The sequence below is a fragment of the Mixta intestinalis genome, assembly GCF_009914055.1.
GTDB classification, from domain to species: domain Bacteria; phylum Pseudomonadota; class Gammaproteobacteria; order Enterobacterales; family Enterobacteriaceae; genus Mixta; species Mixta intestinalis.
In genome coordinates, this window is sequence record NZ_CP028271.1 from 3493339 (window position 1) to 3519429 (window position 26091).

Genomic DNA, 26091 nt, shown 5'->3' on the forward strand with positions numbered 1-26091 from the left:
AACGGGAGAGCGCAGGCTCTCCCGTCGGGTTATCTCCTGCTGATTAAAACCTTAGCCAGCAACGGAGATGCGCTTCATATCGGTCATGTAGCCGCGCAGTTTGCGGCCTACCGCTTCGATTGGATGGTTGCGTACCGCCTCATTCACGTCGCGCAACTGAGCGTTATCTACCGCCGCAGGCGCAACCGCTTTACCTAAGTCGCCCGCCTGCAACGTGGTCATAAACTCTTTCAACAGCGGGACTGCCGCGTTAGCGAACAGGTAGTTGCCATACTCAGCGGTATCAGAGATAACCACGTTCATTTCATACAGACGCTTACGGGCGATAGTATTGGCAATCAGCGGCAGCTCATGCAGCGATTCGTAGTAGGCGGATTCAGCAATAATGCCGGAATCCACCATGGTTTCGAACGCCAGCTCAACGCCCGCTTTAACCATTGCCACCATCAGCACACCGTAATCGTAATACTCCTGCTCGGAAATTTTGCCATCATACTGCGGCGCATTTTCAAAAGCGGTCTGGCCGGTTTCTTCACGCCAGGTCAGCAGTTTTTTATCATCGTTCGCCCAGTCCGCCATCATACCGGAAGAGAACTCGCCGGAGATGATATCGTCCATATGCTTCTGGAACAGCGGTGCCATAATGGTTTTCAGCTGCTCTGACAGCGCGAAGGCGCGCAGTTTCGCCGTGTTGGACAGACGGTCCATCATCAGCGTAATGCCGCCGTGCTTCAGCGATTCGGTGATCGTTTCCCAGCCGAACTGCAACAGTTTGCCCGCCCAGGCCGGATCGGCACCCTCTGCCACCAGCTTGTCGTAGCAGAGCAGCGAGCCCGCCTGCAACATACCGCAAAGAATGGTCTGCTCGCCCATCAGGTCAGATTTCACTTCGGCGACGAAAGAAGATTCCAGCACGCCCGCACGATGACCGCCGGTAGCCGCAGCCCAGGCCTTGGCAATTGCCATACCTTCGCCTTTGGGATCGTTTTCCGGGTGTACTGCAATCAGCGTCGGCACGCCAAAACCACGCTTATACTCTTCGCGCACTTCTGTGCCGGGGCATTTCGGTGCTACCATCACCACGGTAATATCTTTACGGATCGCCTCGCCCACTTCGACGATGTTGAAGCCGTGCGAGTAACCCAGCGCGGCACCATCTTTCATCATCGGCTGTACCGCCTTAACCACGGAAGAGTGCTGTTTGTCCGGCGTCAGGTTAACCACCAGATCGGCCTGTGGAATCAGCTCTTCATAGGTGCCCACCTTAAAGCCGTTTTCCGTCGCCTTACGCCAGGAAGCTCGTTTTTCCGCAATCGCTTCGGCGCGCAGCGCATAAGCCACGTCCAGCCCGGAGTCGCGCATATTGAGGCCCTGGTTAAGGCCCTGGGCACCACAGCCAACGATAACGACTTTTTTCCCTTTCAGGTAACTTGCTTCATCAGCAAATTCATCGCGCGTCATAAAGCGGCATTTACCTAATTGCGCCAGCTGCTGACGCAGGTTCAAAGTATTGAAATAGTTAGCCATGGGCACTCCGTTTTGAGGTTGTGTTTACCGTTATTTTTGTCGCGAATCCTGTTAAGGCTCGCTTTCTGATAGCCCCATCATATGACAGGAAATCCGTTGCTTAAATTGATATATTAACAACGCTGCATTGCAATAACTGCAACGTAAAAACGAGGCCTGAATCGCATGGATTTACGAGACCTGAAGCTTTTTTTACATTTGGCTGAAAGCCGCCACTTCGGGCGCACCGCCCGCGCAATGCATGTTTCGCCATCCACGCTGTCACGCCAGATACAGCGCCTGGAAGACGATCTCGGCCAGAGCCTGTTTTTACGCGATAACCGCACCGTTACATTGACTGAGGCGGGCGAGCAGCTACGCCAGTTCGCCCAGCAAACGCTGCTGCAATATCAGCAGATGCGTCACGCAATGGATCAAAACGGCCCTTCGCTAAGCGGTGAGCTAAAACTTTTCTGCTCGGTGACTGCCGCCTATAGCCATCTGCCGCCGATCCTCGATCGTTTTCGTGCTGAGCATCCGCAGGTAGAAATTAAACTCACCACCGGTGATGCCGCCGACGCGGTGGAAAAAGTGCACAGCGGCGACGCCGATCTGGCAATTGCCGGACGACCTGACAGCCTGCCCGCCAGCATCGATTTCACACCGCTGGGGCATATTCCGCTGGTGCTGATTGCGCCAGCACTGCCCTGCCCGGTGCGCCAACAGGCGACACAGCCGGAACCGGACTGGGCGCAGATCCCCTTTATTCTGCCGGAGCAGGGCCCGGCACGGCGTCGTATTGACCTCTGGTTCCGCCGCCAACGCATCGCTAATCCGCAGATTTACGCTACCGTTTCCGGCCATGAAGCAATTGTTTCTATGGTGGCGCTGGGCTGCGGTATTGCCCTGCTGCCGGATGTGGTGCTGGAAAACAGCCCGGACCCGGTGCGCAACCGGGTGCTGGTGCTGGATGATATCGACGCCGTCGCGCCTTTTGAGCTGGGCGTCTGCGTACAGAAAAAGCGGCTCGGCGAACCGCTGATGAAGGCCTTCTGGCAGCTGCTTTAATCAACCCGCCAGGAAGAAGCGAAACGCCGGATTCTGGCTCTCATCATGAAAATCGTAGCCCAACGCGGTCAGGTGCTCCTCAAAGCGCGGCTCGTCGTCGCCCAATTCAAACGCGGCCAGCACGCGCCCGTAATCGGTGCCGTGGCTACGATAGTGAAACAGCGAAATATTCCAGTGGGTGCCGAGCGTTTGCAGGAATTTCAGCAGCGCGCCGGGTGCTTCCGGGAACTCGAAGCTGAACAGGCGCTCGCACAGCGGCTTGGAAGGACGCCCGCCAACCATATAGCGCACATGTAGCTTGGCCATCTCATCATCAGAGAGATCGACCACCTGATAGCCGTTTGCGGTTAGCTCGCTAACGATCTCCTGGCGCTCTTCCGCGCCACGCGCCAGCCGTACGCCGACAAAGATACAGGCGTCATGCGCGTCGGCGTAACGATAGTTGAATTCGGTTACCGACCTGCCGCCCAACGTCTGACAGAAGCGAAGAAAACTGCCCTGCTGCTCCGGAATGGTGACCGCCAGCAGCGCCTCACGCTGTTCACCCAGTTCACAGCGTTCCGAGACATAGCGCAGACCATGAAAGTTAACATTGGCACCGGAAAGGATGTGCGCCAGCCGCTCACCCTGCAAATTATGCTGCTGGATATATTTTTTCATCCCCGCCAGCGCCAGCGCACCGGATGGCTCTGCGACGGCACGCACATCCTCAAACAGATCTTTCATCGCCGCGCAAATAGCATCGCTGTCGACGGTGACGATATCATCCAGGTAAGCCTGGCAGAGGCGAAAAGTTTCGTTGCCGATACGCCTCACCGCCACGCCTTCAGCAAACAGCCCAACGCGTGGCAGATCTACCGGCTCGCCCGCCTCCAGTGCCGCCTTCAGGCAGGCGGAGTCTGCCGCCTCGACCGCAATCACTTTGATTTGCGGCATCAGCTGTTTAATCAACACCGCAACGCCTGCCGCCAGACCGCCGCCGCCAACCGGTACAAAGATGCGATCGAGATGTGCGTCCTGTTGCAGCAGTTCCATCGCCAGCGTGCCCTGCCCGGCAATCACCGCCGGATGATCAAAAGGCGGCACAAAGGTGTAGCCCTGCTGCTGCGACAGTTCAATCGCTTTCGCTTTCGCCTCATCAAAATTCGCGCCGTAGAGATAAGCCTCGCCGCCAAACGCACGCACCGCCTCAACTTTGATATCCGCCGTGGTTACCGGCATCACAATCAGCGAGGTAATGCCCAGTTTGCTGGCGGAAAGTGCCACACCCTGCGCATGGTTACCAGCCGAAGCGGTTACCACGCCGCGTGCCTTCTGTTCATCGTTCAGCCCGGCGATCATCGCGTAAGCGCCGCGCAGCTTGAAACTGTGCACCGGCTGCCGATCTTCGCGTTTTACCAGTATCGTATTGCCGAGACGCGCGGAAATTTTCTCCATAGTTTGTAACGGCGTGACCTGCGCCACTTCATAAACCGGCGAGCGCAGCACGGCATGCAGATATTCGGCGCCGCAGGGCGCCTCCGGTAAGGGTTGTGATTCAGCCATCCTTAGCCTCCCAGCTTCGATTTATCACGTACCGCGCCTTTATCAGCGCTGGTTGCCAGTGAGGCATAGGCGCGCAGCGCGAAAGAAACCTGGCGCTGGCGTGAATGCGGCGTATAAGCGGCCTCACCGCGCGCTTCTTCCATTTCACGACGGGCATGCAGCTCGCTGTCCGGTACATCCAGACGGATACCGCGATTGGGAATATCGATTTCAATCATATCGCCATCTTTTACCAGCGCAATGGTGCCGCCGCTGGCCGCCTCCGGCGAGGCGTGGCCGATAGAGAGACCGGAGGTGCCACCGGAGAAACGCCCATCGGTAATCAGCGCACAGCTTTTACCCAGCCCCATCGATTTCAGGTAGGTGGTGGGATAGAGCATTTCCTGCATCCCCGGCCCGCCTTTCGGCCCTTCGTAACGAATAACTACCACATCGCCCGCAACCACTTTACCGCCCAGAATCGCCTCAACGGCATCTTCCTGGCTCTCATACACTTTGGCCGGGCCGCGGAAGGTCAGAATCTCTTTATCTACGCCAGCGGTTTTAACGATGCAGCCATCTTCTGCCATATTGCCGTAGAGCACCGCCAATCCGCCATCCTGACTGAAGGCATACTCGCGCGAACGGATACAGCCTTCGCGGCGATCGTCATCCAGCGTATCCCAGCGGCACTCCTGCGAAAACGCCTGTGTGGTACGGATACCTGCCGGACCGGCGCGGAACATCTTCTTCACCGCCTCATCCTGCGTCAGCATAATGTCGTAATTATCAAGCGTTTCACGCAGCGTAGTGCCGAGCACGTTGTGAACGCGGGTATCCAGCAGCCCGGCACGATCCAGCTCACCGAGAATACCGATAACGCCGCCTGCACGATGGACATCTTCCATATGATATTTCTGCGTGCTGGGTGCCACTTTGCACAGGTGCGGCACCTTACGCGACAGGCGATCGATATCGGAAATATTGAAGTCCACCTCACCTTCCTGCGCCGCTGCCAGCAGGTGCAACACGGTGTTAGTGGAGCCGCCCATGGCGATATCCAGCGTCATGGCGTTTTCAAACGCGGCTTTAGTAGCGATATTGCGCGGCAGCGCCGTTTCGTCATCCTGCTCGTAGTAGCGCTTCGCCAGCGTAACAATGCGTTTGCCAGCGTTAATAAACAGCTCCTTGCGATCGGCATGGGTCGCCAGCAGCGAACCGTTGCCCGGCTGCGAAAGCCCCAGCGCTTCGGTAAGGCAGTTCATCGAGTTCGCGGTAAACATACCGGAGCAGGAGCCACAGGTCGGGCAGGCTGAGCGCTCAATCTGCTCGCTGTCGGCATCGCTGACGTTCGGGTTAGCACCCTGAATCATCGCATCGACCAGATCCAACTTGATGATTTTATCGGAAAGCCTGGTTTTACCTGCTTCCATCGGCCCGCCGGAGACGAAAATTACCGGAATATTCAGACGCAGCGCCGCCATCATCATTCCCGGCGTGATTTTGTCACAGTTGGAGATACAGACCATAGCATCCGCGCAGTGGGCGTTGACCATATACTCCACCGAATCGGCAATCAGCTCGCGCGACGGCAGTGAATAGAGCATCCCGCCGTGGCCCATGGCGATACCGTCATCGACCGCGATGGTGTTGAACTCTTTCGCAACGCCGCCAGCGGCCTCAATTTGTTCGGCTACCAGCTTGCCGAGATCGCGCAGGTGCACATGTCCAGGCACGAACTGGGTGAAAGAGTTAACAACGGCGATAATCGGCTTACCAAAATCGGCGTCGGTCATTCCTGTGGCGCGCCATAAGGCTCGGGCACCAGCCATATTGCGTCCGTGGGTGGTCGTTGCGGAACGGTACTTGGGCATGCTCTGTTTACTCCAGTCTGGATAAATAAGCGGGCACGGCTGGCACCCGCAAAAAGGTGTTTTATGGGTTTACGGGATCTAACCAGCCCCATTTGTCTTCAGTTTCGCCGGTAAACAGGCCAAAGAACGCCTGCTGAATGCGTTTCGTTACCGGACCACATTTGCCTTCACCAACCTGAATACCATCGACGCTACGTACCGGCGTAATTTCCGCTGCCGTACCGGACATAAAGACTTCATCCGCCAGATAGAGTGATTCACGTGACAGCACCTGCTCGCGTACTTCGATACCGACATCTTTTGCCAGCTTGATGATGGCATCACGGGTAATGCCCGGCAGTGCGGAAGAGGTGAACGGCGGGGTAAAGAGGATGCCGTCTTTAACTTCAAACAGGTTTTCACCGGCACCTTCAGAGATATAACCGTGAGTATCCAGCGCAATGCCTTCCTGATAACCGTGACGGCGCGCTTCGCTACCAACCAGCAGCGAGGAGAGATAGTTGCCGCCCGCTTTAGCCGCGGTAGGAATAGTGTTCGGTGCCACGCGGTTCCATGAGGAAACCATCGCGTCGATGCCCTGATCCAGCGCTTCAGCACCCAGGTAAGCCCCCCACGGGAACGCGGCGATGATCACGTCCGTACCGTAGCCTTCCGGCGGGTTAACCCCTAAGCCTACGTCGCCGACAAATGCCAGCGGGCGGATATAGGCGCTTTTCAGTTTGTTCACGCGCAGAACGTCGCGGCAGGCGGCCATCAGCTCATCCACGCTATACTTCAGCGGAAAGCGATAAATTTTGGCGGAGTCGTGCAGGCGCTGCATATGTTCACGATGACGGAAGACTACCGGCCCTTTATGCGAGTCATAGCAACGGACGCCTTCAAAAACTGACGTACCGTAATGCAGGGCATGGGACATCACGCTGACCTTCGCTTCTTCCCATTTCACCATCTCGCCGTTGAACCAGATAAAGTCTGCTTTCTTCGTACTCATTCTTATTTCCTTTAGCGACTATGCGCGGATTTGTTGTGTTGTCTGTTGTTGGATCTGGACGCAAGCGACATCCATCAGTTTGCACAGCTGTGTTGACAGTAAATCGACTGAACGTGGGCTGGCAACGGTCATTTCAATATTAATATTCTCAGCATTAGCGACGGCGGCCATATTCATGGAGCAGACCTGAAAGCCGCGATGACGGATAACCCGCAATATGCGCTCCAGAACTTCAGGCCGAAAGCGTGCTTCAATAGACAACTGGTGCTGGTTCATACGATTTTCTCCATCATGTTTGCATTGCTGGCACCGGGCGGCACCAGAGGCCAGACGTTTTCAAGCTCATTAATGGCCACATGCAGCAACCAGGGACCTTTACTGGTCAGCAGAGCATCTAATGCAGCGTCGACCTGATCTTTACGGGTAATACGCTGGCCTGGGATATCAAAAGCGCTTGCCAGCGTCAGGAAATCGGGATTATCGGAAAGGTTGGTTTCGCTGTAGCGCTCAGAAAAAAACAGCTGCTGCCACTGGCGTACCATCCCCAGGCGCTGGTTATCCAGCAGAACAATTTTGATCGGCAGCCCTTTACGTTTGATGGTGCCCAGTTCCTGCACGTTCATCATGAAAGAGCCATCGCCGGAAACACAGATAACGGTATCTTCAGGGCGGGCAACCTGCGCGCCTATCGCGGCGGGCAGGCCAAATCCCATGGTACCCAGCCCGCTGGAAGTAATAAAATTTTCAGGTGCGGTGAAGGTCATATGCTGCGCCGTCCACATCTGGTGCTGACCGACATCGGTGGTCACCACGGTGCGGGCATCTTTACGATCGGACAGCTGGCGCAAAAACAGCGGGGCGTAGATAGCCTCGCCCGGATGATCGTAACGCCAGCTATGCCCGGCTTTTAACGTCATCACTTCTGCACGCCATTCATCGATCTGGCACGGCTGCGCCAGCGCCAGCAACTGCGTATTCAGATCGCCCTGCAAACCGACATGCACACGACGCAGCTTATTCAGTTCTGCCGGATCGATATCCATATGGATAACGCTGGCATGCGGGGCGAAGGTATCCAGCTTACCGGTAACGCGATCGTCAAAACGCGCGCCGACAGCAATCAACAGATCGCACTGCTGTACGGCCAGATTCGCCGCTTTCGTCCCATGCATACCCAGCATGCCGAGATAACAGGGATCGCTGGCATCCGGCGCGCCCAGCCCTTTCAGCGTTGCTACCGCGGGAATACCAGTCTGTCGGATAAATTCACGTAACGCCGGAACAGCCTGCGCCATTCCTACGCCGCCACCTACATACAGCACGGGTTTTTTTGCCTGGGCGATCAGCATGCGGGCCTGTTCCAAATCCTGCTGCGGGCAGGCTGGTATTTCAGCAACGGGCAGCAAATGTGGCGTCAGTTCAGCGCTGGCAATTTGAATATCTTTCGGGATATCAACCAGAACCGGCCCCGGGCGCCCTGACTGGGCAATCGCAAACGCCTCAGCCATCACTTCCGGTAACGATTCCAGCGATTCAACCAGGAAACTGTGTTTAGTGCAGGCCAGCGAGAGGCCTAAAACATCAATCTCCTGAAAAGCATCGGTACCAATCAGCGGCGCGGCGACCTGCCCGGTGATGGCTACAACCGGAACAGAATCCATCATTGCATCAGCCAGGCCGGTGATCAGGTTTGTCGCCCCCGGCCCGGAAGTCGCAATGCAGACGCCCGTTTTACCCGTAGCACGTGCATAGCCGATAGCCGCCATTGCCGCGCCCTGCTCGTGGCGACACAGTAGGTGATCGACGCCGCCATCATAGAGCGCATCGTAAACCGGCATAATCGCACCGCCGGGATAACCAAACACGGTATCAACTCCCTGCGCACGCAATACTTGAACCACCCACTGAGCGCCTGTCATCGTTATTCCCCTATCGTTTGCCGGGAACAACAGCATTTTATGCTACTGTGCATTGTTTGTTCCTCTTTCATTGACTGTCCCGATGCCTGACCATAAAAAAACCCCCGGACCTTTCGGTGCGGGGGTTCTTTTAGATTCAGGCTTGATTTTTAAGCCTTTCTTCCTCCGAGCGCAGCCCCGCACGGTGTGATAATAATCACCACCACGCTAATCACGACTAGGCTAATCACTCGTAGAAGGGCTTTCATATAATGTTCAAAATTTCGCTTATTCGAAGTAATGCCTAAAGAGGTAACACAGACAGGCATAGATCGACAACACTTTTTATTGATTAATTTTTTGGGCGCGACAAGAAAATATAAAAATATCCATAAAATTCAATAAATTAATATTATTGAAAAATTTTCATTACGCCCCTGCCGTAATAAATAGATGTTTTACTACTGGCATTATTGCCGTTGGCTTATTGCAAATAACGCCCTCGTTACAAGAATCTTTTCGAGAAGGCGCGTATCTTTCTTCATTACCCATCGCCTTCGTACCGAACACTACGCATACTGCCTCCGAGTCAAAATAAGGAGGGATTATGGCTTTATCCCATGTAGCTACGCGTGCCGCCCTTGGCGTCAAAGCGCCGCTGGTTACGGTTGAAGTTCACATAAGCAACGGATTGCCGGGCCTTTCACTGGTGGGATTAGCTGAAACCACGGTAAAAGAGGCTCGTGACCGAGTACGCAGCGCTATTCTGAATAGCGGTTTTACCTTTCCTGCGAAACGCATTACCGTCAATCTGGCACCTGCCGATCTGCCCAAGGAAGGTGGACGTTTCGATCTGCCTATTGCCATTGCTATTCTCGCTGCCTCAGAGCAGCTTCCTGAAGCCAAACTGGCGCAGTTTGAATTCCTGGGTGAGCTTGCTCTAAGCGGGGCCTTAAGGGGTGTACAGGGCGCTATTCCGGCTGCGATGGCGGCAAGCGATGCAGGAAGGACGCTGATTGTACCGGCAGAAAATGGTAACGATGTTGGCCTGGTTAAACAGGGCGAATCACTAATCGCCAGTAATCTTCCAGAAGTATGTGCTTTCCTGACGGCTCAACGATCGCTTGCGTCTGGTTGCGCAGATTTGCCAGATGATGAAGCGAAAAAGGAAGATTTAAGCGATATCGTCGGACAGCAACAGGGTAAGCGCGCTCTGGAAGTATCCGCTGCGGGAGGACACAATCTACTGCTTATTGGTCCACCCGGCACAGGAAAAACTATGCTGGCGATGCGCCTGACTGGCCTGTTACCGCCTCTGAGCGATCGTGAAGCGCTGGAGTGCGCCACCATTGCCAGCCTGATTAATCGCGGAGGCGTACATAAACAATGGCGAAAACGCCCTTTTCGCATCCCCCACCATAGTTCCACGCTCTATGCGCTAACAGGCGGCGGCGCTATCCCCCAGCCGGGTGAGATTACGCTGGCGCACAATGGTGTTCTGTTTTTGGATGAGCTGCCTGAATTCAGCCGAAAAACTCTGGATGCATTGCGTGAACCACTGGAAACGGGGGAAATTACGATCTCTCGTACCAGAGCAAAAGTTACCTGGCCTGCGCGCTTTCAGCTTATCGCCGCGATGAATCCCAGTCCTGGCGGGCATTATGAAGGTAAACATAATCGCAGTACGCCGTTGCAGACATTACGTTACCTTGGCCGTCTGTCGGGTCCGTTTCTGGACCGTTTCGATCTCTCTCTGGAGATCCCACTATTGCCTGCCGGTATGCTTAGTCAGCCCTCAAAGGGGGCTGAACAGAGTGCTCAAGTGCGACTAAGGGTGCTAAAAGCGCGGGAACGCCAGCTGGCGCGACAGGGAAAGATTAATGCGCTATTAGATAACCGTGAAGTACAACAATGGTGCGCGCTTTCTGCGGCAGATGCTGAGTGGCTTGAATCGATACTGATTACGCTGGGACTTTCAGTCAGAGCATGGCAACGACTGCTAAAGGTGTCACGGACTATTGCCGATCTGGCGGAAGAGGAAACGCTGACGCGAACGCATCTGCTTGAAGCGCTAAGCTATCGGGGTATGGACCGAATGTTGGCTCATCTACATAAAAACCTGGAGTGAGATATGGGGCCGCAGCCCCATCATCACGTAACTGCTTAAGACGCGAAGCGCGTTGGATTAATCATCCGTATCGCTATAGTCTTCAACACCTTCCATCTGCGGTTTACCGCCAGAGAGCGTATGGAAACGTTTTGGACGCTTGATACGCGTCATATATTTACTCCACACACGCTCGGCTTCGGTTTGTGGTTCACGTAAACCACGACATACTTCTATAAACTGACGTTCTTCTTCTGTCACCGGCTCACGTCTGGCCAGATCAAGCTCATTAAACGCGTAACCATGTCTTTCGAGAAGCTGAGCTTCTTTTATAGTGAAATCACCGTGACGCGAAAACCCACGCGGGTAGTGTTTGTTATCAAAAAAACGATTATTTGTTGCGAAGCTATCCGCCATTTTACACGCTCCTAACTCTTCTATGGCCGTGCGATTTATGGCGCGGAGTATTAGTTAGGCTTGACAGAGTGTAAAACAAAACATTTAAATCATTACGACAAACAAATTTTTGGAGTGGGCTGTGGATACGGAATTACTGAAGACCTTTCTTGAAGTGAGCAGAACACGTCACTTTGGACGCGCCGCAGAAGCGCTCTACCTGACACAGTCAGCGGTCAGCTTTCGCATCAGACAGCTGGAGAATCAGCTGGGCGTGAACCTTTTTACCCGACATCGCAATAACATACGCCTGACTTCGGCAGGTGAGCGGCTGCTTCCTTACGCGGAAAGCCTGATGAGCACCTGGCTAATGGCTAAAAAAGAAGTGGCGCATACGCAACAGCACCATGAGCTTTCTATCGGGGCCAGTGCATCTCTCTGGGAAGCCTATCTGACCCCCTGGTTGCAGACGCTGTATGAAAATCGTGAGAGTCTGCATCTGGAAGCTCGCGTTGCGCAAAGACATCTACTGGTCAAACAGCTGCATGAACGTCAGCTTGATCTGCTGATTACAACCGAAGCTCCGAAGATGGATGAACTGACCAGCCAGCAAATAGGCCATATTTCGCTAACACTATTTCGCTCTCGTAAAAGCGAGAAGAAGGAAAAATATGACTATATCAAGCTGGAATGGGGTGCCGATTTCCATCAACATGAAAGCTATCTGGCCGGTGCCGATGATGTACCCGTGCTAACCACCACGTCAGCGCATCTAACCCGGCAGCTGCTGCATACTACCGGTGCCTGTGCATTTTTGCCGGACTGCTGGCTGCAGCACTATCCTGATTTAACCGTTATCCCCGATACGCCAGTTGCCGTCAGGCCGCTTTACGCCGTTTGGCTACAGAATAGCGATCAACAGACGCATATTCGTCAGCTGTTGAAATATCCGGTATTGATACAGCAATAAATGTCGTTCAACTACCACCGCGTTTGTTTTTACGAACAGAAGGGATGAGAGAAATTATGCTCATCCTCGTACAGAAAGGCATAACAAAGGCAAAAGGGAATGACTGAATCGCAGGCAAAAAAAATCCTTTGCGTTAGCAAAGGATCCTTTATCTGGCAGGGGCGGAGGGACTCGAACCCCCAACACCCGGTTTTGGAGACCGGTGCTCTACCAATTGAACTACGCCCCTAAATAGGGTGGCGGAACGGACGGGACTCGAACCCGCGACCCCCTGCGTGACAGGCAGGTATTCTAACCGACTGAACTACCGCTCCACCGAATACTGCATTATCAGCACAACCCCGCTGATAACCGGCTCCGCCCGCGGGCGTTACCTTAATTTGATGCCTGGCAGTTCCCTACTCTCGCATGGGGAAGCCCCACACTACCATCGGCGCTGCGGCGTTTCACTTCTGAGTTCGGCATGGGGTCAGGTGGGACCACCGCGCTCTCGCCGCCAGGCAAATTCTTGTCGCCGGAACGCGCTTTTACCCGCTCCCGCTTGATGCTTTAATCCGGTGAACAAACTGAAAATTCTCGCGTCTCTCTCTTTCCCCAAAACGCTTCCGGCGTTGTAAGGTTAAGCCTCACGGGTCATTAGTACCGGTCAGCTCAACGCATCGCTGCGCTTACACACCCGGCCTATCAACGTCGTCGTCTTCAACGTCCCTTCAGGAGGCTCAAAGGCCTCAGGGAAGACTCATCTCGAGGCAAGTTTCGTGCTTAGATGCTTTCAGCACTTATCTCTTCCGCACGTAGCTACCGGGCAGTGCCATTGGCATGACAACCCGTACACCAGCGGTGCGTTCACTCCGGTCCTCTCGTACTAGGAGCAACCCCTCTCAGTCTTCCAGCGCCCACGGCAGATAGGGACCGAACTGTCTCACGACGTTCTAAACCCAGCTCGCGTACCACTTTAAATGGCGAACAGCCATACCCTTGGGACCTACTTCAGCCCCAGGATGTGATGAGCCGACATCGAGGTGCCAAACACCGCCGTCGATATGAACTCTTGGGCGGTATCAGCCTGTTATCCCCGGAGTACCTTTTATCCGTTGAGCGATGGCCCTTCCATTCAGAACCACCGGATCACTATGACCTGCTTTCGCACCTGCCCGAGCCGTCACTCTCGCAGTCAAGCCAGCTTATGCCATTGCACTAACCTCACGATGTCCGACCGTGATTAGCTGACCTTCGTACTCCTCCGTTACGCTTTGGGAGGAGACCGCCCCAGTCAAACTACCCACCAGACACTGTCCGCAGCCCGGATTACGGGCCTACGTTAGAACACCAGCCATTAAAGGGTGGTATTTCAAGGGCGGCTCCACGCGGACTGGCGTCCGCGCTTCAAAGCCTCCCACCTATCCTGCACATCAAGGACCGGTGTTCAGTGTCAAGCTGTAGTAAAGGTTCACGGGGTCTTTCCGTCTTGCCGCGGGTACACTGCATCTTCACAGCGAGTTCAATTTCACTGAGTCTCGGGTGGAGACAGCCTGGCCATCATTACGCCATTCGTGCAGGTCGGAACTTACCCGACAAGGAATTTCGCTACCTTAGGACCGTTATAGTTACGGCCGCCGTTTACCGGGGCTTCGATCAAGAGCTTCTCCTTACGGATAACCCCATCAATTAACCTTCCGGCACCGGGCAGGCGTCACACCGTATACGTCCACTTTCGTGTTTGCACAGTGCTGTGTTTTTAATAAACAGTTGCAGCCAGCTGGTATCTTCGACTGGCCTCGGCTCCGGGAGCAAGTCCCTTCACCTACGCGCCAGCGTGCCTTCTCCCGAAGTTACGGCACCATTTTGCCTAGTTCCTTCACCCGAGTTCTCTCAAGCGCCTTGGTATTCTCTACCTGACCACCTGTGTCGGTTTGGGGTACGATTCCGCGTTACCTGGAGCTTAGAGGCTTTTCCTGGAAGCAGGGCATTTGTTGCTTCAGCGCCGTAGCGCCTCGTCATCACGCCTCAGCCTTAAGCATCCGGATTTGCCTGGATGCTCAGCCTACACGCTTAAACCGGGACAACCGTCGCCCGGCCAACATAGCCTTCTCCGTCCCCCCTTCGCAGTAACGCCGAGTACGGGAATATTAACCCGTTTCCCATCGACTACGCCTTTCGGCCTCGCCTTAGGGGTCGACTCACCCTGCCCCGATTAACGTTGGACAGGAACCCTTGGTCTTCCGGCGAGCGGGCTTTTCACCCGCTTTATCGTTACTTATGTCAGCATTCGCACTTCTGATACCTCCAGCATGCCTCACAGCACACCTTCGCAGGCTTACAGAACGCTCCCCTACCCAACAACACTTACGTGTCGCTGCCGCAGCTTCGGTGCATGGTTTAGCCCCGTTACATCTTCCGCGCAGGCCGACTCGACCAGTGAGCTATTACGCTTTCTTTAAATGATGGCTGCTTCTAAGCCAACATCCTGGCTGTCTGGGCCTTCCCACATCGTTTCCCACTTAACCATGACTTTGGGACCTTAGCTGGCGGTCTGGGTTGTTTCCCTCTTCACGACGGACGTTAGCACCCGCCGTGTGTCTCCCGTGATAACATTCTCCGGTATTCGCAGTTTGCATCGGGTTGGTAAGCCGGGATGGCCCCCTAGCCGAAACAGTGCTCTACCCCCGGAGATGAATTCACGAGGCGCTACCTAAATAGCTTTCGGGGAGAACCAGCTATCTCCCGGTTTGATTGGCCTTTCACCCCCAGCCACAGGTCATCCGCTAATTTTTCAACATTAGTCGGTTCGGTCCTCCAGTTAGTGTTACCCAACCTTCAACCTGCCCATGGCTAGATCACCGGGTTTCGGGTCTATACCCTGCAACTTAGCGCCCGGTTAAGACTCGGTTTCCCTTCGGCTCCCCTATGCGGTTAACCTTGCTACAGAATATAAGTCGCTGACCCATTATACAAAAGGTACGCAGTCACCTAACAAGTAGGCTCCCACTGCTTGTACGTACACGGTTTCAGGTTCTGTTTCACTCCCCTCGCCGGGGTTCTTTTCGCCTTTCCCTCACGGTACTGGTTCACTATCGGTCAGTCAGGAGTATTTAGCCTTGGAGGATGGTCCCCCCATGTTCAGACAGGATACCACGTGTCCCGCCCTACTCGTCGAACTCACAGCGCATGCGCTTTTGTGTACGGGACTGTCACCCTGTACCGTGCGCCTTTCCAGACGCTTCCACTAACACACGCGCTGATTCAGGTTCTGGGCTCTTCCCCGTTCGCTCGCCGCTACTCAGGGAATCTCGGTTGATTTCTTTTCCTCGGGGTACTTAGATGTTTCAGTTCCCCCGGTTCGCCTCATGCCACTATGTATTCATGACATGATAGTGCAACGGATTGCACTGGGTTTCCCCATTCGGGTATCGCCGGTTATTGCGGTTCATATCACCTTACCGGCGCTTATCGCAGATTAGCACGCCCTTCATCGCCTCTGACTGCCAGGGCATCCACCGTGTACGCTTCGTCGCTTAACCTCACAACCCGCAAGCGTCTCGTGAGACACTTACCGGTGCGAGAAATTGAGAGACTCTGAACGGCTTCTGTAAAAAAAGCCGCTCTTTCAAATTTTCAGCTTGTTCCGGATTGTTAAAGAGCAATACTTCACAATACATTCGTGAATGTATTCTGAAGTGGTCATCAACCTGGGCGTTGATGGTGGAGCTAAGCGGGATCGAACCGCTGACCTCCTGCGTGCAAAGCAGGCGCTCTCCCAGCTGAGCTATAGCCCCAGATATTTCGGTAAAACCCGCACACCAACATTCCTTTCAGAACAAGGCATGGTTTCGCGAAGCATAGTGAACTATGCGAGCCGGAACCATAACGCAGTGCTGGAAGGAATTGGTAGGCCTGAGTGGACTTGAACCACCGACCTCACCCTTATCAGGGGTGCGCTCTAACCACCTGAGCTACAAGCCTGCCGGGGTTTTACTGCTCGTTATTTCTATCAGACAATCTGTGTGAGCACTTCACCGAATGGTATCCGCTGGTAAGGAGGTGATCCAACCGCAGGTTCCCCTACGGTTACCTTGTTACGACTTCACCCCAGTCATGAATCACAAAGTGGTAAGCGCCCTCCCGAAGGTTAAGCTACCTACTTCTTTTGCAACCCACTCCCATGGTGTGACGGGCGGTGTGTACAAGGCCCGGGAACGTATTCACCGTGGCATTCTGATCCACGATTACTAGCGATTCCGACTTCACGGAGTCGAGTTGCAGACTCCGATCCGGACTACGACGCACTTTGTGAGGTCCGCTTGCTCTCGCGAGGTCGCTTCTCTTTGTATGCGCCATTGTAGCACGTGTGTAGCCCTGGTCGTAAGGGCCATGATGACTTGACGTCATCCCCACCTTCCTCCGGTTTATCACCGGCAGTCTCCTTTGAGTTCCCGCCATCACGCGCTGGCAACAAAGGATAAGGGTTGCGCTCGTTGCGGGACTTAACCCAACATTTCACAACACGAGCTGACGACAGCCATGCAGCACCTGTCTCACGGCTCCCGAAGGCACAACCGCATCTCTGCAGTCTTCCGTGGATGTCAAGACCAGGTAAGGTTCTTCGCGTTGCATCGAATTAAACCACATGCTCCACCGCTTGTGCGGGCCCCCGTCAATTCATTTGAGTTTTAACCTTGCGGCCGTACTCCCCAGGCGGTCGACTTAACGCGTTAGCTCCGGAAGCCACGAGTCAAGCTCACAGCCTCCAAGTCGACATCGTTTACGGCGTGGACTACCAGGGTATCTAATCCTGTTTGCTCCCCACGCTTTCGCACCTGAGCGTCAGTCTTCGTCCAGGGGGCCGCCTTCGCCACCGGTATTCCTCCAGATCTCTACGCATTTCACCGCTACACCTGGAATTCTACCCCCTCTACGAGACTCAAGCCTGCCAGTTTCGGATGCAGTTCCCGGGTTGAGCCCGGGGATTTCACATCCGACTTGACAGACCGCCTGCGTGCGCTTTACGCCCAGTAATTCCGATTAACGCTTGCACCCTCCGTATTACCGCGGCTGCTGGCACGGAGTTAGCCGGTGCTTCTTCTGCGGGTAACGTCAATGACGAACCGTATTAAGGCTCACCCCTTCCTCCCCGCTGAAAGTACTTTACAACCCGAAGGCCTTCTTCATACACGCGGCATGGCTGCATCAGGCTTGCGCCCATTGTGCAATATTCCCCACTGCTGCCTCCCGTAGGAGTCTGGACCGTGTCTCAGTTCCAGTGTGGCTGGTCATCCTCTCAGACCAGCTAGGGATCGTCGCCTTGGTGAGCCGTTACCCCACCAACAAGCTAATCCCATCTGGGCACATCCGATGGCGTGAGGCCCGAAGGTCCCCCACTTTGGTCCGAAGACGTTATGCGGTATTAGCCACCGTTTCCAGTGGTTATCCCCCTCCATCGGGCAGTTTCCCAGACATTACTCACCCGTCCGCCACTCGTCGGCAAAGAAGCAAGCTTCTTCCCGCTACCGTTCGACTTGCATGTGTTAGGCCTGCCGCCAGCGTTCAATCTGAGCCATGATCAAACTCTTCAATTAAAGTCTGATGCTCAGAGAAAAACGTCGTAATGAATTACGTGTTCACTCAGAGACTTTGATACTGCAATTAGTTTGCGATATCCGTTCCGTGAGTGCCCACACAGATTGTCTGATAAATTGTTAAAGAGCAGTGCCACATTCTGCTGTGGCGCGGGCTGCATATATTATGCTTTCCCGCTGAAGAGTCAAGGTTTTATTTTCTTTTCTCTTCCTGACCAGGCCGACTCAGAAGCCGTTGTGCCGTGTCAGTGGAGGCGCATTATAGGGAGTTCTTTTCAGCTGACAAGTACTAATTGCAAAAAAAGATTCGTATGTCGCTTTTTTCATCAAAGCGCGAGTTTTTCCAACTTTTCGAAGCCATAACGCTGCAAAACGGGCATTAATTGTACAGCTTCCGGTGTCATTTCCATACAGAAAGCCATATTGCTATCAGAAGAACGCGCATCAGGGGCGTCATGTTGTAATAGCCAAACGGTTCGGCGGGCAATCGCGGCTCCTGAATCGATAAAACGCGTCCCTTCAGGCAGCACTTCCTGCAATTCTTCAGCCAGTAAAGGAAAATGTGTACAGCCCAGTACTACCGTATCCGGCGGCTCTGCCATACGTAGCCACGGCTGCAGGATACGGCGAATCGCGTCAAGTGAAACTGTCTGACCATGCAGCTTCATCTCTGCCAGTTCCACCAGCTCGCCCGAACCTAACATCTCGGTCTTACATTCACTGGCAAACTGAGCAATCAGATCGTGCGTATAGGAGCGGCGTACCGTTGCCCGCGTTGCCAGTAGCCCTACCACGCCGTTACGCGTCAATCTGGCGGCAGGTTTGATGGCAGGCACCACGCCAACAACGGGAAAATCAAAGCGCGCTCGTAGCGCAGGCAGAGAAACGGTGCTGGCCGTATTACAGGCCACAATTACCATCGCTAAAGGATAACGTCGGGTTACCGCTTCTACGATCGCCACAACGCGCTCGACGATAAACGCTTCTGATTTTTCCCCATATGGAAAAGCGACGTTATCAAAGGCATACAGATAGTGAAGATCCGGCAATAATTGCCGGACCTCATCATAGACAGACAGCCCGCCCACACCGGAATCAAATACCAGTACGGTAGGCCGCAGATTAGAAGCTGTAAGTTCCTGTGAGGTAGAACTCTCTTCCTGGGGTTTCGAAGCCATACGCTGTCTCGTAATCTTTATCGAACAGGTTGGCGATTCTACCACGAACCGTCAGCCGAGAGGTGACAGGATAAGAAACCGCAAGATCCCACAGGCTCATACCACCCAGCTTCACGCGGCGTGACGGCGTGCTGTTATAGTCAGTATCATAACGCGAACCGGTATAAAGCCAGGTTAATGACCAGTCGAAATCAGACAGCATCCAGTCCAGCTGATATTTCACCAACTGCCGGGCACGACGCGCCAGAACCTGGTCAGTTTGCGTATCACGCGGATCGTTATAGTCATATGAAACCTGATGGCTTAACGGCCCGGTATCAAACTGCGCCGTAGCCTCAATCCCTTTAATTCGCACCTGCTGGATATTGTAATAGCGGTAAGAGGCATCGGTATTAATCATATTGTCGATATCATTACGATACGCTGATACACGCCAGTTAACCGCATGGGTTAATCCTTCAACGCCACCTTCCCACTGTTTGCTCTTCTCTGGAGAAAGATCAGGATTGCCATAGCCCGGCGAATAGACCTGCCCCAGGTTAGGTGCTTTGAAAGCGGTGCCGTAAGAGGCAAAAAGCCGATAGCCTTCGATAAACTCCCAGGCGGCGGCGCTTTGCCAGGTGTTATGCCAGCCGAACTGGTTGTTATCATCACCACGTACCGCCCCTTCCAGCGTCACGCTGCCAAACTGCTGCTGCCCCGTCAGGTAGAGGCCTGTATTGCGTTGTTCATAACCCTGCGCCAGGTAATTAGTACCCGGCTCCGTGGTCTGCTTCTGCCAGTCCACGCCAGCGCTGACTTCTCCCTGCGCCACGCGCAGCGTATTACCCCACTGCAGGTTATATTGTTGAATATCGTCGAGCGTAGTAATAGCGCTATAGCGGCCCAGGCGCGGGTCATAGTTATAATCTTTGGTATGGCTGTAGCTGGCGATTAGCTGCGTTGAATAGATATCGTTTTGAAAACGCAGCCCACTATCCCAGTTGCGGCTGTATAGCTGCCGCGTATCTTTGATACCTAATACATGGGTATAGCTACTGTCATAGCTGTAATCGAAATCATAGGCGCTACGGTTGCTAAAGCCATAGCCGCGAATAAAGCCGCTAAGCTCATCGGTAAACTGCTGCTCAATCGAGCCATACAGCGTTTTACTCATAAAGCCATCATGGTCGGGCTGGGCCGGGCCATAAGCGTTAGGATAACCCGCCTTAACATCGAACCCTTTGGTATAGGTGTAATCTCCCGCCAGCGTGAGCGTTGTCGCCTCGCCCAGCTTTTGCTGCGTTGCACCATCATACATCTGATAGCCGTGTGAACCGACACCCGCCGTTAAGCTGCTGCCCGGCTGCGCGCGCCCGGTAATAATATTGATCACGCCGCCAATAGCATCTGAGCCATATACGGCGGAACGTGCGCCGCGAATATATTCAATACGCTGAACCAGCGAGAGCGGAATCTGGCTAAGATCGGACGATCCGCTGATACCAGCCTGATTAAGCCGCACGCCGTTAATCAAAATCAGCACGTGATCTGATTCAGTGCCGCGGATAAACAGCGAGCTTTGCTGCCCCAGGCCGCCGTTAACTGCTGAATTGACGCCGGGCAGACGGCGCATCACATCTACCAGGCTTTTCGCCTGCCAGCGATCGATATCGTCACGGGTTACAACCGTGGTTGGTGCCAGCACGGAAGAGACAGGCTGAGCAAAACGGTTTGCTGTTACGACGATATTGTCATTATTGCTGGCAGCGATGCCGGATTGCGCCCAGAAGGAAAGTGCCGCAATAGCCAATGCCAGCGGCGTTTTTTTCATTATCAACATTTCATTAAAGCATCCAAAAGGTCGAGCAGGATGCCGCAGAGGTACGGCCAATAGCACGCGATAGCCGTAAAGTGCGACGTATTACCGGCAGGTCTTCGGGCTTAGAATCGATAATATGGCGATGACTTCCCATCTAATGACAGTGTCTGCTTTCGCTATCGCCACGACATTCTTTACCGCTGCGCGTCAGCCCCAGAATTGCACTGGGTTCCCTTTTAACTCAGCAGGAGACCGGCTCGCGCAGTCTACAAGCGCGCTTTTTGGATGTCCAGACTTCCAGGAAACCGCTCTCACTAAACATGAGAAGGCTGGACATCGCGCAGTGAATCCCTACAATCGCCCGGCAAGTTTGCCATTCAATCAGGAAAAGCCATGACGCCCGAACAACTGCCTGTCGAACAATATGAAGCCCAGCTCGCGGAAAAAGTGACGCGCCTGCAAACGATGATGGCGGCCTTTTCTGCGCCGGAAGTCGAGGTGTTTCGCTCGCCGGACAGCCACTATCGCATGCGCGCTGAATTTCGCATCTGGCACGAAGGCGACGATCTTTATCACATCATGTTCGATCAGCAGACGCTCCAGCGTATTCGCGTCGATCAATTTCCGGCCGCCAGCCAGCTGATCAATCAGCTAATGCCAATGATGATCGCCGCGATCCGCGACAATAACGTGCTACGCCGCAAGCTTTTCCAGATTGATTATCTCTCCACGCTCAGTAACCAGATCGCTATCTCTGTGATTTATCACCGCAAACTTGATGAGGAGTGGCAGCAGGCGGCGCAGGAATTACGTGACGCGCTGCGGGCGCAGGGCATTGACGTACAACTGATTGGACGCGCCACTAAAACCAAAATCTGCCTCGATCGTGATTATGTGGATGAACGGCTGCCGGTCGCTGGGCGCGATATGATCTATCGTCAGATAGAGAACAGTTTCACCCAGCCTAACGCGGCGGTGAACATTCAGATGCTGGAGTGGGCACTGGATGTCACAAAGGGCGCGCAGGGCGATCTGCTGGAGCTGTACTGCGGCAACGGTAACTTTTCACTGGCGCTGGCGCGTAACTTCCGCCAGGTGCTGGCAACGGAGATCGCTAAACCTTCGGTCGCAGCGGCCCAGTACAATATCGCAGCCAACCAGATTGATAATGTACAAATTATTCGTATGGCAGCAGAGGAATTTACCCAGGCGATGAACGGCGTACGCACCTTTAACCGTTTACAGGGTATCGATTTACAGAGCTATCAGTGTGAAACGATTTTTGTCGATCCGCCGCGTAGCGGGCTGGATGAAGAGACGGTAAAACTGGTGCAGGGCTATCCGCAGATCCTCTATATCTCCTGTAACCCGCAAACGCTGTGTCAAAATCTGGAAACGTTGGCGCAAACCCACACTATTCGCCGTCTGGCGCTGTTCGATCAGTTTCCCTACACTCATCATATGGAGTGTGGCGTTCTGTTGACGCGCCGTTAAAAACTGGCGGAAGCTGTAGGGATCTTTCCAGCCGCGATCCCTACAGGCTTCTTCTCACGGGCTTGCGCTATCTCACCGATAGCGCCCCGGCATCAGCTTTTCCTACGCAGCTTGCTGCCAATCCAAAAGATTAGCGCCACCATTAAAACGGTTGGAATAAAGTTAGAGCCGATTTCGGGATAGTCGGCGCGGACAATGGCGCTATAAAGCAGAATACCCAGCAGGAAAAACGCAGCGGCCAGTGAAGGCATGCCTTCTGGCATAGCGCGGTCAAGATAACGTTGATGCAGGCTCCAGGCAGCAAGGCCCAGCGCAAGAACGGGAAAAATAGAGAACGGCACAAAAGTATTAAAAAGAGCCGAAAAAGAACCATTAATCGCGAGGCCGGTGATAAATGCCAGCACCAGGGTTCCTTTATCGCGAGGGTTCTGATCTGTCATAGCTTATCCTTTTTTATATGTTAGTCAGGATTATCGAGCGTGACCGCTGTCCGCTCCTGTTCACGGCGATACCAGTAGTAAGCGCCTTTAGAGATCATACGCAACTGCAACACTAGCCGTTCTTCCAGCTTGCGCCTCTGCTCCACGTCAACATCCAGCGCTTCCGCGCCCGCATTAAAAACGATAATAACCATCGCTTCTGCCTGCGCTTCGGTAAAACTACGCGGCATGCGGTTTTCCAGCTCAAGGTAATCGGCCAGTTCAGCGATAAAATGCTGGATCTCACGCGCCACAGCGGCACGGAAGGCGGCGGAAGTACCTGAGCGTTCGCGCAACAGCAGGCGGAAGGCGTTAGGATTGCTTTCAATGAATTCCATAAAGGTAGCAACGGAGGTTTTTATTACGCTGCCGCCTTTGGCAATACGCTGACGCGCCTGGCGCATAAGCTGCCTGAGCATCAGGCCGCTCTCATCCACCATGGTTAACCCCAGCTCATCTACATCACGAAAATGCCGATAAAACGAGGTTGGAGCAATACCGGCTTCGCGCGCAACTTCGCGCAAACTCAGGCTGGCAAAACTGCGCTCGGCACTCAGTTGACTAAATGCCGCTTCAATTAGCGAACGTCGTGTACGTTCTTTTTGCTGTGCTCTGACGCCCATTTTTACTGCCTGTTAGCCTACCGGAAGCCCCACTATAACAAATAACCCAGCGTACAGTCCGTCAAAGTTTGTGAACGGCTATTAACCTCACGCTTTAAAAAATTGCGGCTAAAATCACTCCAGGAATTGGGATATGGGTGTCGGAATGTTAGAATCTCGTTGCTAAAATGTGTATAAAATAAAGGAAGTGCCAGTATGCTACATGCTTACGATTACGATGTTATTGTGATTGGCTCCGGTCCTGGCGGCGAAGGTGCCGCGATGGGGCTGGTCAAACAGGGCGCCCGTATTGCCGTAATTGAGCGCTATCACAATATTGGCGGCGGCTGCACACACTGGGGAACGATACCGTCTAAAGCGTTGCGACATGCGGTCAGCCGCACTATCGAATTCAACCAAAACCCTTTATACAGCGATCACACCCGCCATCTTCGTTCCTCCTTCGCCGATATCCTGAGACATACGGAAAATGTGATTAACCAGCAGACACGCATGCGCCAGGGTTTTTACGAACGTAACCATTGCGAGCTGTTTCAGGGCGACGCCCGTTTTCTCGATGCCAATACCATCGGTTTAACGCATCCTGATGGTTCGGTTGAACGCCTGACGGCAGAAAAATTTATTATCGCCTGCGGCTCACGTCCTTATCATCCGGCAGATGTCGACTTCACCCACCCGCGAATTTACGATTCCGATTCCATTCTTAACCTGCATCATGAGCCGGGCCACGTCATTATCTATGGCGCAGGCGTGATCGGCTGTGAATACGCGTCGATATTCCGTGGCCTAAATGTCAAAGTGGATTTAATCAACACGCGCGACCGTCTACTGGCGTTTCTCGATCAGGAGATGTCCGATGCGCTCTCTTATCACTTCTGGAACAGCGGCGTGGTGATTCGCCACAACGAAGAGTTTGAAAAGATTGAAGGCGTAAGTGATGGCGTGATCATGCACCTTAAGTCAGGCAAAAAAGTTAAGGCGGATTGCCTGCTTTATGCCAACGGACGCACGGGCAATACCGATTCGCTGTCGCTGGAAAATGTGGGCCTGGAAGCGGACGGGCGCGGCCTGCTGAAAGTTAACAGCATGTACCAAACCGCACAGCCACATATCTACGCCGTAGGCGATGTGATCGGCTACCCCAGCCTGGCTTCTGCTGCCTACGATCAAGGCCGCATTGCCGCGCAGGCGGTGATAAAAGGCGAAGCTACCGCGCACCTGATTGAAGATATTCCCACCGGTATCTATACCATCCCAGAAATCAGCTCCGTTGGAAAAACCGAACAGCAGCTAACGGCGATGAAAGTTCCTTATGAAGTGGGCCGGGCGCAGTTTAAACATCTGGCACGTGCGCAGATTGTTGGGATGAATGTAGGCAGCCTGAAAATTCTTTTCCACCGCGATACCAAAGAGATTTTAGGGATTCACTGTTTCGGTGAGCGCGCGGCTGAGATCATTCATATCGGACAGGCGATTATGGAGCAGAAAAACGGTGGCAACACGATTGAGTATTTCGTGAATACCACCTTTAACTATCCCACGATGGCGGAAGCATATCGCGTCGCCGCTCTGAACGGCTTAAACCGCCTGTTTTAACGTGGTTTCCATTTTTCCCTGCATATGGCTACGGATAGCCTCAGCCAGTTGCTCATAGCGGCTGCGCAGAGGCGATCCGGGACGGTAAACCAGTGCAATAGTACGCTGCGGCACAGGTTTATAGCACGGAAGATAGGTAATGCCATCACGGGTACGCTCAGGCGGCACCGCCAGCGCAGGCAATAAGGTAATGCCGCTTCCTGCCGCCACCATGTTACGTAGCGTTTCAAGGCTGGTTGCCCGGAAATGGGTATCTTCATCGGCACCTGCCTGGAAGCAGAAGCCCATCGCCTGATCGCGCAAGCAGTGCCCATCCTCCAGCATCAGTAATTTTTCGCCCGCCAGATCGGACATCGGCACACGATCGCGATCTTTCCACGGATGATCCTGCCAGATCGCCAGATTCATCGGCTCATCAAACAGCGGCACCTCAATAAAGGCTTCACTCTCTTTAACCAGCGCCAGAATAGCGCAGTCAAGTTTGCCGCTATCCAGCTGGCTCAACAGCTGCTGCGTTTGCGCCTCATGCAGATACATTTCCAGCCTGGGGAAACTCTGATGCAGCATTGGAATAATATGCGGCAGCAGATAAGGCCCGACGGTCGGGATCAGACCAATATGCAGCGGGCCGGACATCGCCTCACCCTGCTGGCTGGCCATCTCCTTCAGTACTTTTACCTCACGCAGCACGGTACGTGCCTGGTCTACCAGCAGTAAACCGGCCTGGGTAAACAGCACTTTACGACTGGTACGTTCCAGTAACATCACGCCAAGCTCATCTTCCAGTTTGCGGATCTGCCCGCTCAGCGTGGGCTGGCTAACATGACAGGCATCGGCAGCGCGCCGAAAATGGCGGTGTTCAGCGAGGGAAACCAGGTATTCAAGATCACGAATATTCATTTTATCCTCCGAGCCACGATAGCCCGTGGCAATGAATAGAATAGCAATGAACGATTAGCCCTATCAAGCCTGGATAAGAATAATGCACCGCAGAAGTTAAATATGAACCG

At 53.9% G+C, this 26091-nt stretch carries 18 protein-coding genes, 4 tRNA genes, 3 rRNA genes and 1 riboswitch; of the genes, 5 read left to right on the plus strand and 20 right to left on the minus strand.

Annotated elements, in window-relative coordinates; genetic code table 11:
• Window positions 1–51: 51 nt before the first annotated feature.
• Window positions 52–1527, minus strand: a complete 1476-nt coding sequence (ilvC, locus tag C7M51_RS16150) for a ketol-acid reductoisomerase (protein WP_160622658.1) — start codon at window positions 1525–1527, stop codon at window positions 52–54.
• Between the two features lie 165 nt (window positions 1528–1692).
• Here ilvC and ilvY point away from each other — a divergent pair, with 165 nt between their 5' ends.
• Entirely contained in the window at window positions 1693–2574 is an 882-nt protein-coding gene (gene ilvY, locus C7M51_RS16155) for an HTH-type transcriptional activator IlvY (RefSeq protein ID WP_160622659.1), read from the plus strand.
• Here ilvY and ilvA read toward each other — a convergent pair whose 3' ends face one another.
• From ilvA to ilvL, 6 genes are all read right to left on the minus strand, one after another.
• On the minus strand, window positions 2575–4119 hold the full coding sequence (ilvA, locus tag C7M51_RS16160; RefSeq protein ID WP_160622660.1) for a threonine ammonia-lyase, biosynthetic: 1545 nt from the start codon (window positions 4117–4119) through the stop codon (window positions 2575–2577).
• Window positions 4120–4121: 2 nt separating this feature from the next.
• Window positions 4122–5972 (minus strand): dihydroxy-acid dehydratase, encoded by a 1851-nt coding sequence (gene ilvD / locus C7M51_RS16165; protein ID WP_160622661.1) that lies wholly within the window; start codon window positions 5970–5972, stop codon window positions 4122–4124.
• Between the two features lie 61 nt (window positions 5973–6033).
• The gene (ilvE, locus tag C7M51_RS16170; protein ID WP_160622662.1) at window positions 6034–6963 is read right to left on the minus strand and encodes a branched-chain-amino-acid transaminase; all 930 of its coding nucleotides are present in this window, start codon (window positions 6961–6963) and stop codon (window positions 6034–6036) included.
• Between the two features lie 18 nt (window positions 6964–6981).
• Complete coding sequence (gene ilvM, locus C7M51_RS16175; RefSeq protein WP_160622663.1) at window positions 6982–7239, minus strand: acetolactate synthase 2 small subunit; 258 nt, start codon at window positions 7237–7239, stop codon at window positions 6982–6984.
• Entirely contained in the window at window positions 7236–8882 is a 1647-nt protein-coding gene (gene ilvG / locus C7M51_RS16180; protein WP_160622664.1) for an acetolactate synthase 2 catalytic subunit, read from the minus strand. Before ilvG ends, ilvM begins: the two co-directional genes overlap by 4 nt.
• 149 nt (window positions 8883–9031) lie before the next feature.
• Window positions 9032–9130: an ilv operon leader peptide gene (gene ilvL, locus C7M51_RS16185; RefSeq protein WP_071883719.1), complete on the minus strand. Its 99-nt coding sequence runs from the start codon at window positions 9128–9130 to the stop codon at window positions 9032–9034.
• Between the two features lie 338 nt (window positions 9131–9468).
• On the opposite strand from ilvL, the gene C7M51_RS16190 reads away from it, so the two are divergent.
• Entirely contained in the window at window positions 9469–10989 is a 1521-nt protein-coding gene (locus tag C7M51_RS16190) for a YifB family Mg chelatase-like AAA ATPase (RefSeq protein ID WP_160622665.1), read from the plus strand.
• A 57-nt stretch (window positions 10990–11046) separates the two neighbouring features.
• Here the strand turns inward: C7M51_RS16190 and C7M51_RS16195 are convergent, their stop codons facing one another.
• Window positions 11047–11385 (minus strand): MaoP family protein, encoded by a 339-nt coding sequence (locus tag C7M51_RS16195; RefSeq protein WP_160622666.1) that lies wholly within the window; start codon window positions 11383–11385, stop codon window positions 11047–11049.
• Window positions 11386–11506: 121 nt separating this feature from the next.
• Between C7M51_RS16195 and hdfR the strand changes: the two genes are divergently transcribed.
• Window positions 11507–12334, plus strand: coding sequence for an HTH-type transcriptional regulator HdfR (gene hdfR / locus C7M51_RS16200; RefSeq protein WP_160622667.1), 828 nt, complete (start codon window positions 11507–11509; stop codon window positions 12332–12334).
• A 153-nt stretch (window positions 12335–12487) separates the two neighbouring features.
• On the opposite strand, the gene C7M51_RS16205 is transcribed toward hdfR, so the two are convergent.
• The 9 genes from C7M51_RS16205 to btuB form a co-directional block, all read right to left on the minus strand.
• Window positions 12488–12563 (minus strand) — tRNA-Trp (locus C7M51_RS16205).
• 8 nt (window positions 12564–12571) lie between these two features.
• Window positions 12572–12648 (minus strand) — tRNA-Asp (locus tag C7M51_RS16210).
• A 71-nt stretch (window positions 12649–12719) separates the two neighbouring features.
• Window positions 12720–12835, minus strand: a 5S ribosomal RNA gene (gene rrf / locus C7M51_RS16215).
• A gap of 114 nt (window positions 12836–12949) precedes the next feature.
• Window positions 12950–15855, minus strand: a 23S ribosomal RNA gene (locus C7M51_RS16220).
• A gap of 179 nt (window positions 15856–16034) precedes the next feature.
• Window positions 16035–16110, minus strand: a tRNA-Ala gene (locus tag C7M51_RS16225).
• 110 nt (window positions 16111–16220) lie between these two features.
• Window positions 16221–16297: transfer RNA gene (locus tag C7M51_RS16230), tRNA-Ile, on the minus strand.
• Window positions 16298–16368: 71 nt separating this feature from the next.
• Window positions 16369–17910: ribosomal RNA gene (locus tag C7M51_RS16235) — 16S ribosomal RNA — on the minus strand.
• The 16S, 23S and 5S rRNA genes sit together here with 4 tRNA genes alongside, the layout of an rRNA operon.
• Before the next feature lie 326 nt (window positions 17911–18236).
• Entirely contained in the window at window positions 18237–19088 is an 852-nt protein-coding gene (murI, locus tag C7M51_RS16240; protein ID WP_160622668.1) for a glutamate racemase, read from the minus strand.
• A complete protein-coding gene (gene btuB, locus C7M51_RS16245; protein ID WP_160622669.1) occupies window positions 19033–20910 on the minus strand; it encodes a TonB-dependent vitamin B12 receptor BtuB in 1878 nt (625 codons plus the stop codon). The genes murI and btuB overlap by 56 nt, the downstream gene beginning before the upstream one ends.
• Window positions 20911–20979: 69 nt before the next feature.
• Window positions 20980–21160, minus strand: a riboswitch (cobalamin riboswitch).
• 122 nt (window positions 21161–21282) lie between these two features.
• On the opposite strand from btuB, the gene trmA reads away from it, so the two are divergent.
• Window positions 21283–22383, plus strand: coding sequence for a tRNA (uridine(54)-C5)-methyltransferase TrmA (trmA, locus tag C7M51_RS16250; RefSeq protein ID WP_160622670.1), 1101 nt, complete (start codon window positions 21283–21285; stop codon window positions 22381–22383).
• Window positions 22384–22475: 92 nt separating this feature from the next.
• Here the strand turns inward: trmA and C7M51_RS16255 are convergent, their stop codons facing one another.
• A complete protein-coding gene (locus C7M51_RS16255) occupies window positions 22476–22823 on the minus strand; it encodes a YijD family membrane protein (protein WP_160622671.1) in 348 nt (115 codons plus the stop codon).
• Between the two features lie 20 nt (window positions 22824–22843).
• Window positions 22844–23485 (minus strand): HTH-type transcriptional repressor FabR, encoded by a 642-nt coding sequence (gene fabR / locus C7M51_RS16260; protein ID WP_160622672.1) that lies wholly within the window; start codon window positions 23483–23485, stop codon window positions 22844–22846.
• Window positions 23486–23680: 195 nt separating this feature from the next.
• Here fabR and sthA point away from each other — a divergent pair, with 195 nt between their 5' ends.
• Window positions 23681–25081, plus strand: a complete 1401-nt coding sequence (gene sthA / locus C7M51_RS16265; protein WP_160622673.1) for a Si-specific NAD(P)(+) transhydrogenase — start codon at window positions 23681–23683, stop codon at window positions 25079–25081.
• On the opposite strand, the gene oxyR is transcribed toward sthA, so the two are convergent.
• Window positions 25064–25981 carry a DNA-binding transcriptional regulator OxyR gene (gene oxyR / locus C7M51_RS16270; protein ID WP_160622674.1) on the minus strand — a complete coding sequence of 306 codons (918 nt, stop codon included), beginning with the start codon at window positions 25979–25981 and terminating at the stop codon, window positions 25064–25066. The two genes, sthA and oxyR, sit on opposite strands and share 18 nt — an antisense overlap.
• Window positions 25982–26091: the final 110 nt, after the last annotated feature.

Excerpts from the sequence above, each read along its gene's own strand:
- ilvC (WP_160622658.1), bottom strand. The coding sequence starts at position 1,527 with ATGGCTAACTATTTCAATACTTTGAACCTGCGTCAGCAGCTGGCGCAA.
- ilvY (WP_160622659.1), top strand. The coding sequence starts at position 1,693 with ATGGATTTACGAGACCTGAAGCTTTTTTTACATTTGGCTGAAAGCCGC.
- ilvA (WP_160622660.1), bottom strand. The coding sequence starts at position 4,119 with ATGGCTGAATCACAACCCTTACCGGAGGCGCCCTGCGGCGCCGAATAT.
- ilvD (WP_160622661.1), bottom strand. The coding sequence starts at position 5,972 with ATGCCCAAGTACCGTTCCGCAACGACCACCCACGGACGCAATATGGCT.
- ilvE (WP_160622662.1), bottom strand. The coding sequence starts at position 6,963 with ATGAGTACGAAGAAAGCAGACTTTATCTGGTTCAACGGCGAGATGGTG.
- ilvM (WP_160622663.1), bottom strand. The coding sequence starts at position 7,239 with ATGAACCAGCACCAGTTGTCTATTGAAGCACGCTTTCGGCCTGAAGTT.
- ilvG (WP_160622664.1), bottom strand. The coding sequence starts at position 8,882 with ATGACAGGCGCTCAGTGGGTGGTTCAAGTATTGCGTGCGCAGGGAGTT.
- ilvL (WP_071883719.1), bottom strand. The coding sequence starts at position 9,130 with ATGAAAGCCCTTCTACGAGTGATTAGCCTAGTCGTGATTAGCGTGGTG.
- C7M51_RS16190 (WP_160622665.1), top strand. The coding sequence starts at position 9,469 with ATGGCTTTATCCCATGTAGCTACGCGTGCCGCCCTTGGCGTCAAAGCG.
- C7M51_RS16195 (WP_160622666.1), bottom strand. The coding sequence starts at position 11,385 with ATGGCGGATAGCTTCGCAACAAATAATCGTTTTTTTGATAACAAACAC.
- murI (WP_160622668.1), bottom strand. The coding sequence starts at position 19,088 with ATGGCTTCGAAACCCCAGGAAGAGAGTTCTACCTCACAGGAACTTACA.
- btuB (WP_160622669.1), bottom strand. The coding sequence starts at position 20,910 with ATGTTGATAATGAAAAAAACGCCGCTGGCATTGGCTATTGCGGCACTT.
- trmA (WP_160622670.1), top strand. The coding sequence starts at position 21,283 with ATGACGCCCGAACAACTGCCTGTCGAACAATATGAAGCCCAGCTCGCG.
- C7M51_RS16255 (WP_160622671.1), bottom strand. The coding sequence starts at position 22,823 with ATGACAGATCAGAACCCTCGCGATAAAGGAACCCTGGTGCTGGCATTT.
- fabR (WP_160622672.1), bottom strand. The coding sequence starts at position 23,485 with ATGGGCGTCAGAGCACAGCAAAAAGAACGTACACGACGTTCGCTAATT.
- sthA (WP_160622673.1), top strand. The coding sequence starts at position 23,681 with ATGCTACATGCTTACGATTACGATGTTATTGTGATTGGCTCCGGTCCT.
- oxyR (WP_160622674.1), bottom strand. The coding sequence starts at position 25,981 with ATGAATATTCGTGATCTTGAATACCTGGTTTCCCTCGCTGAACACCGC.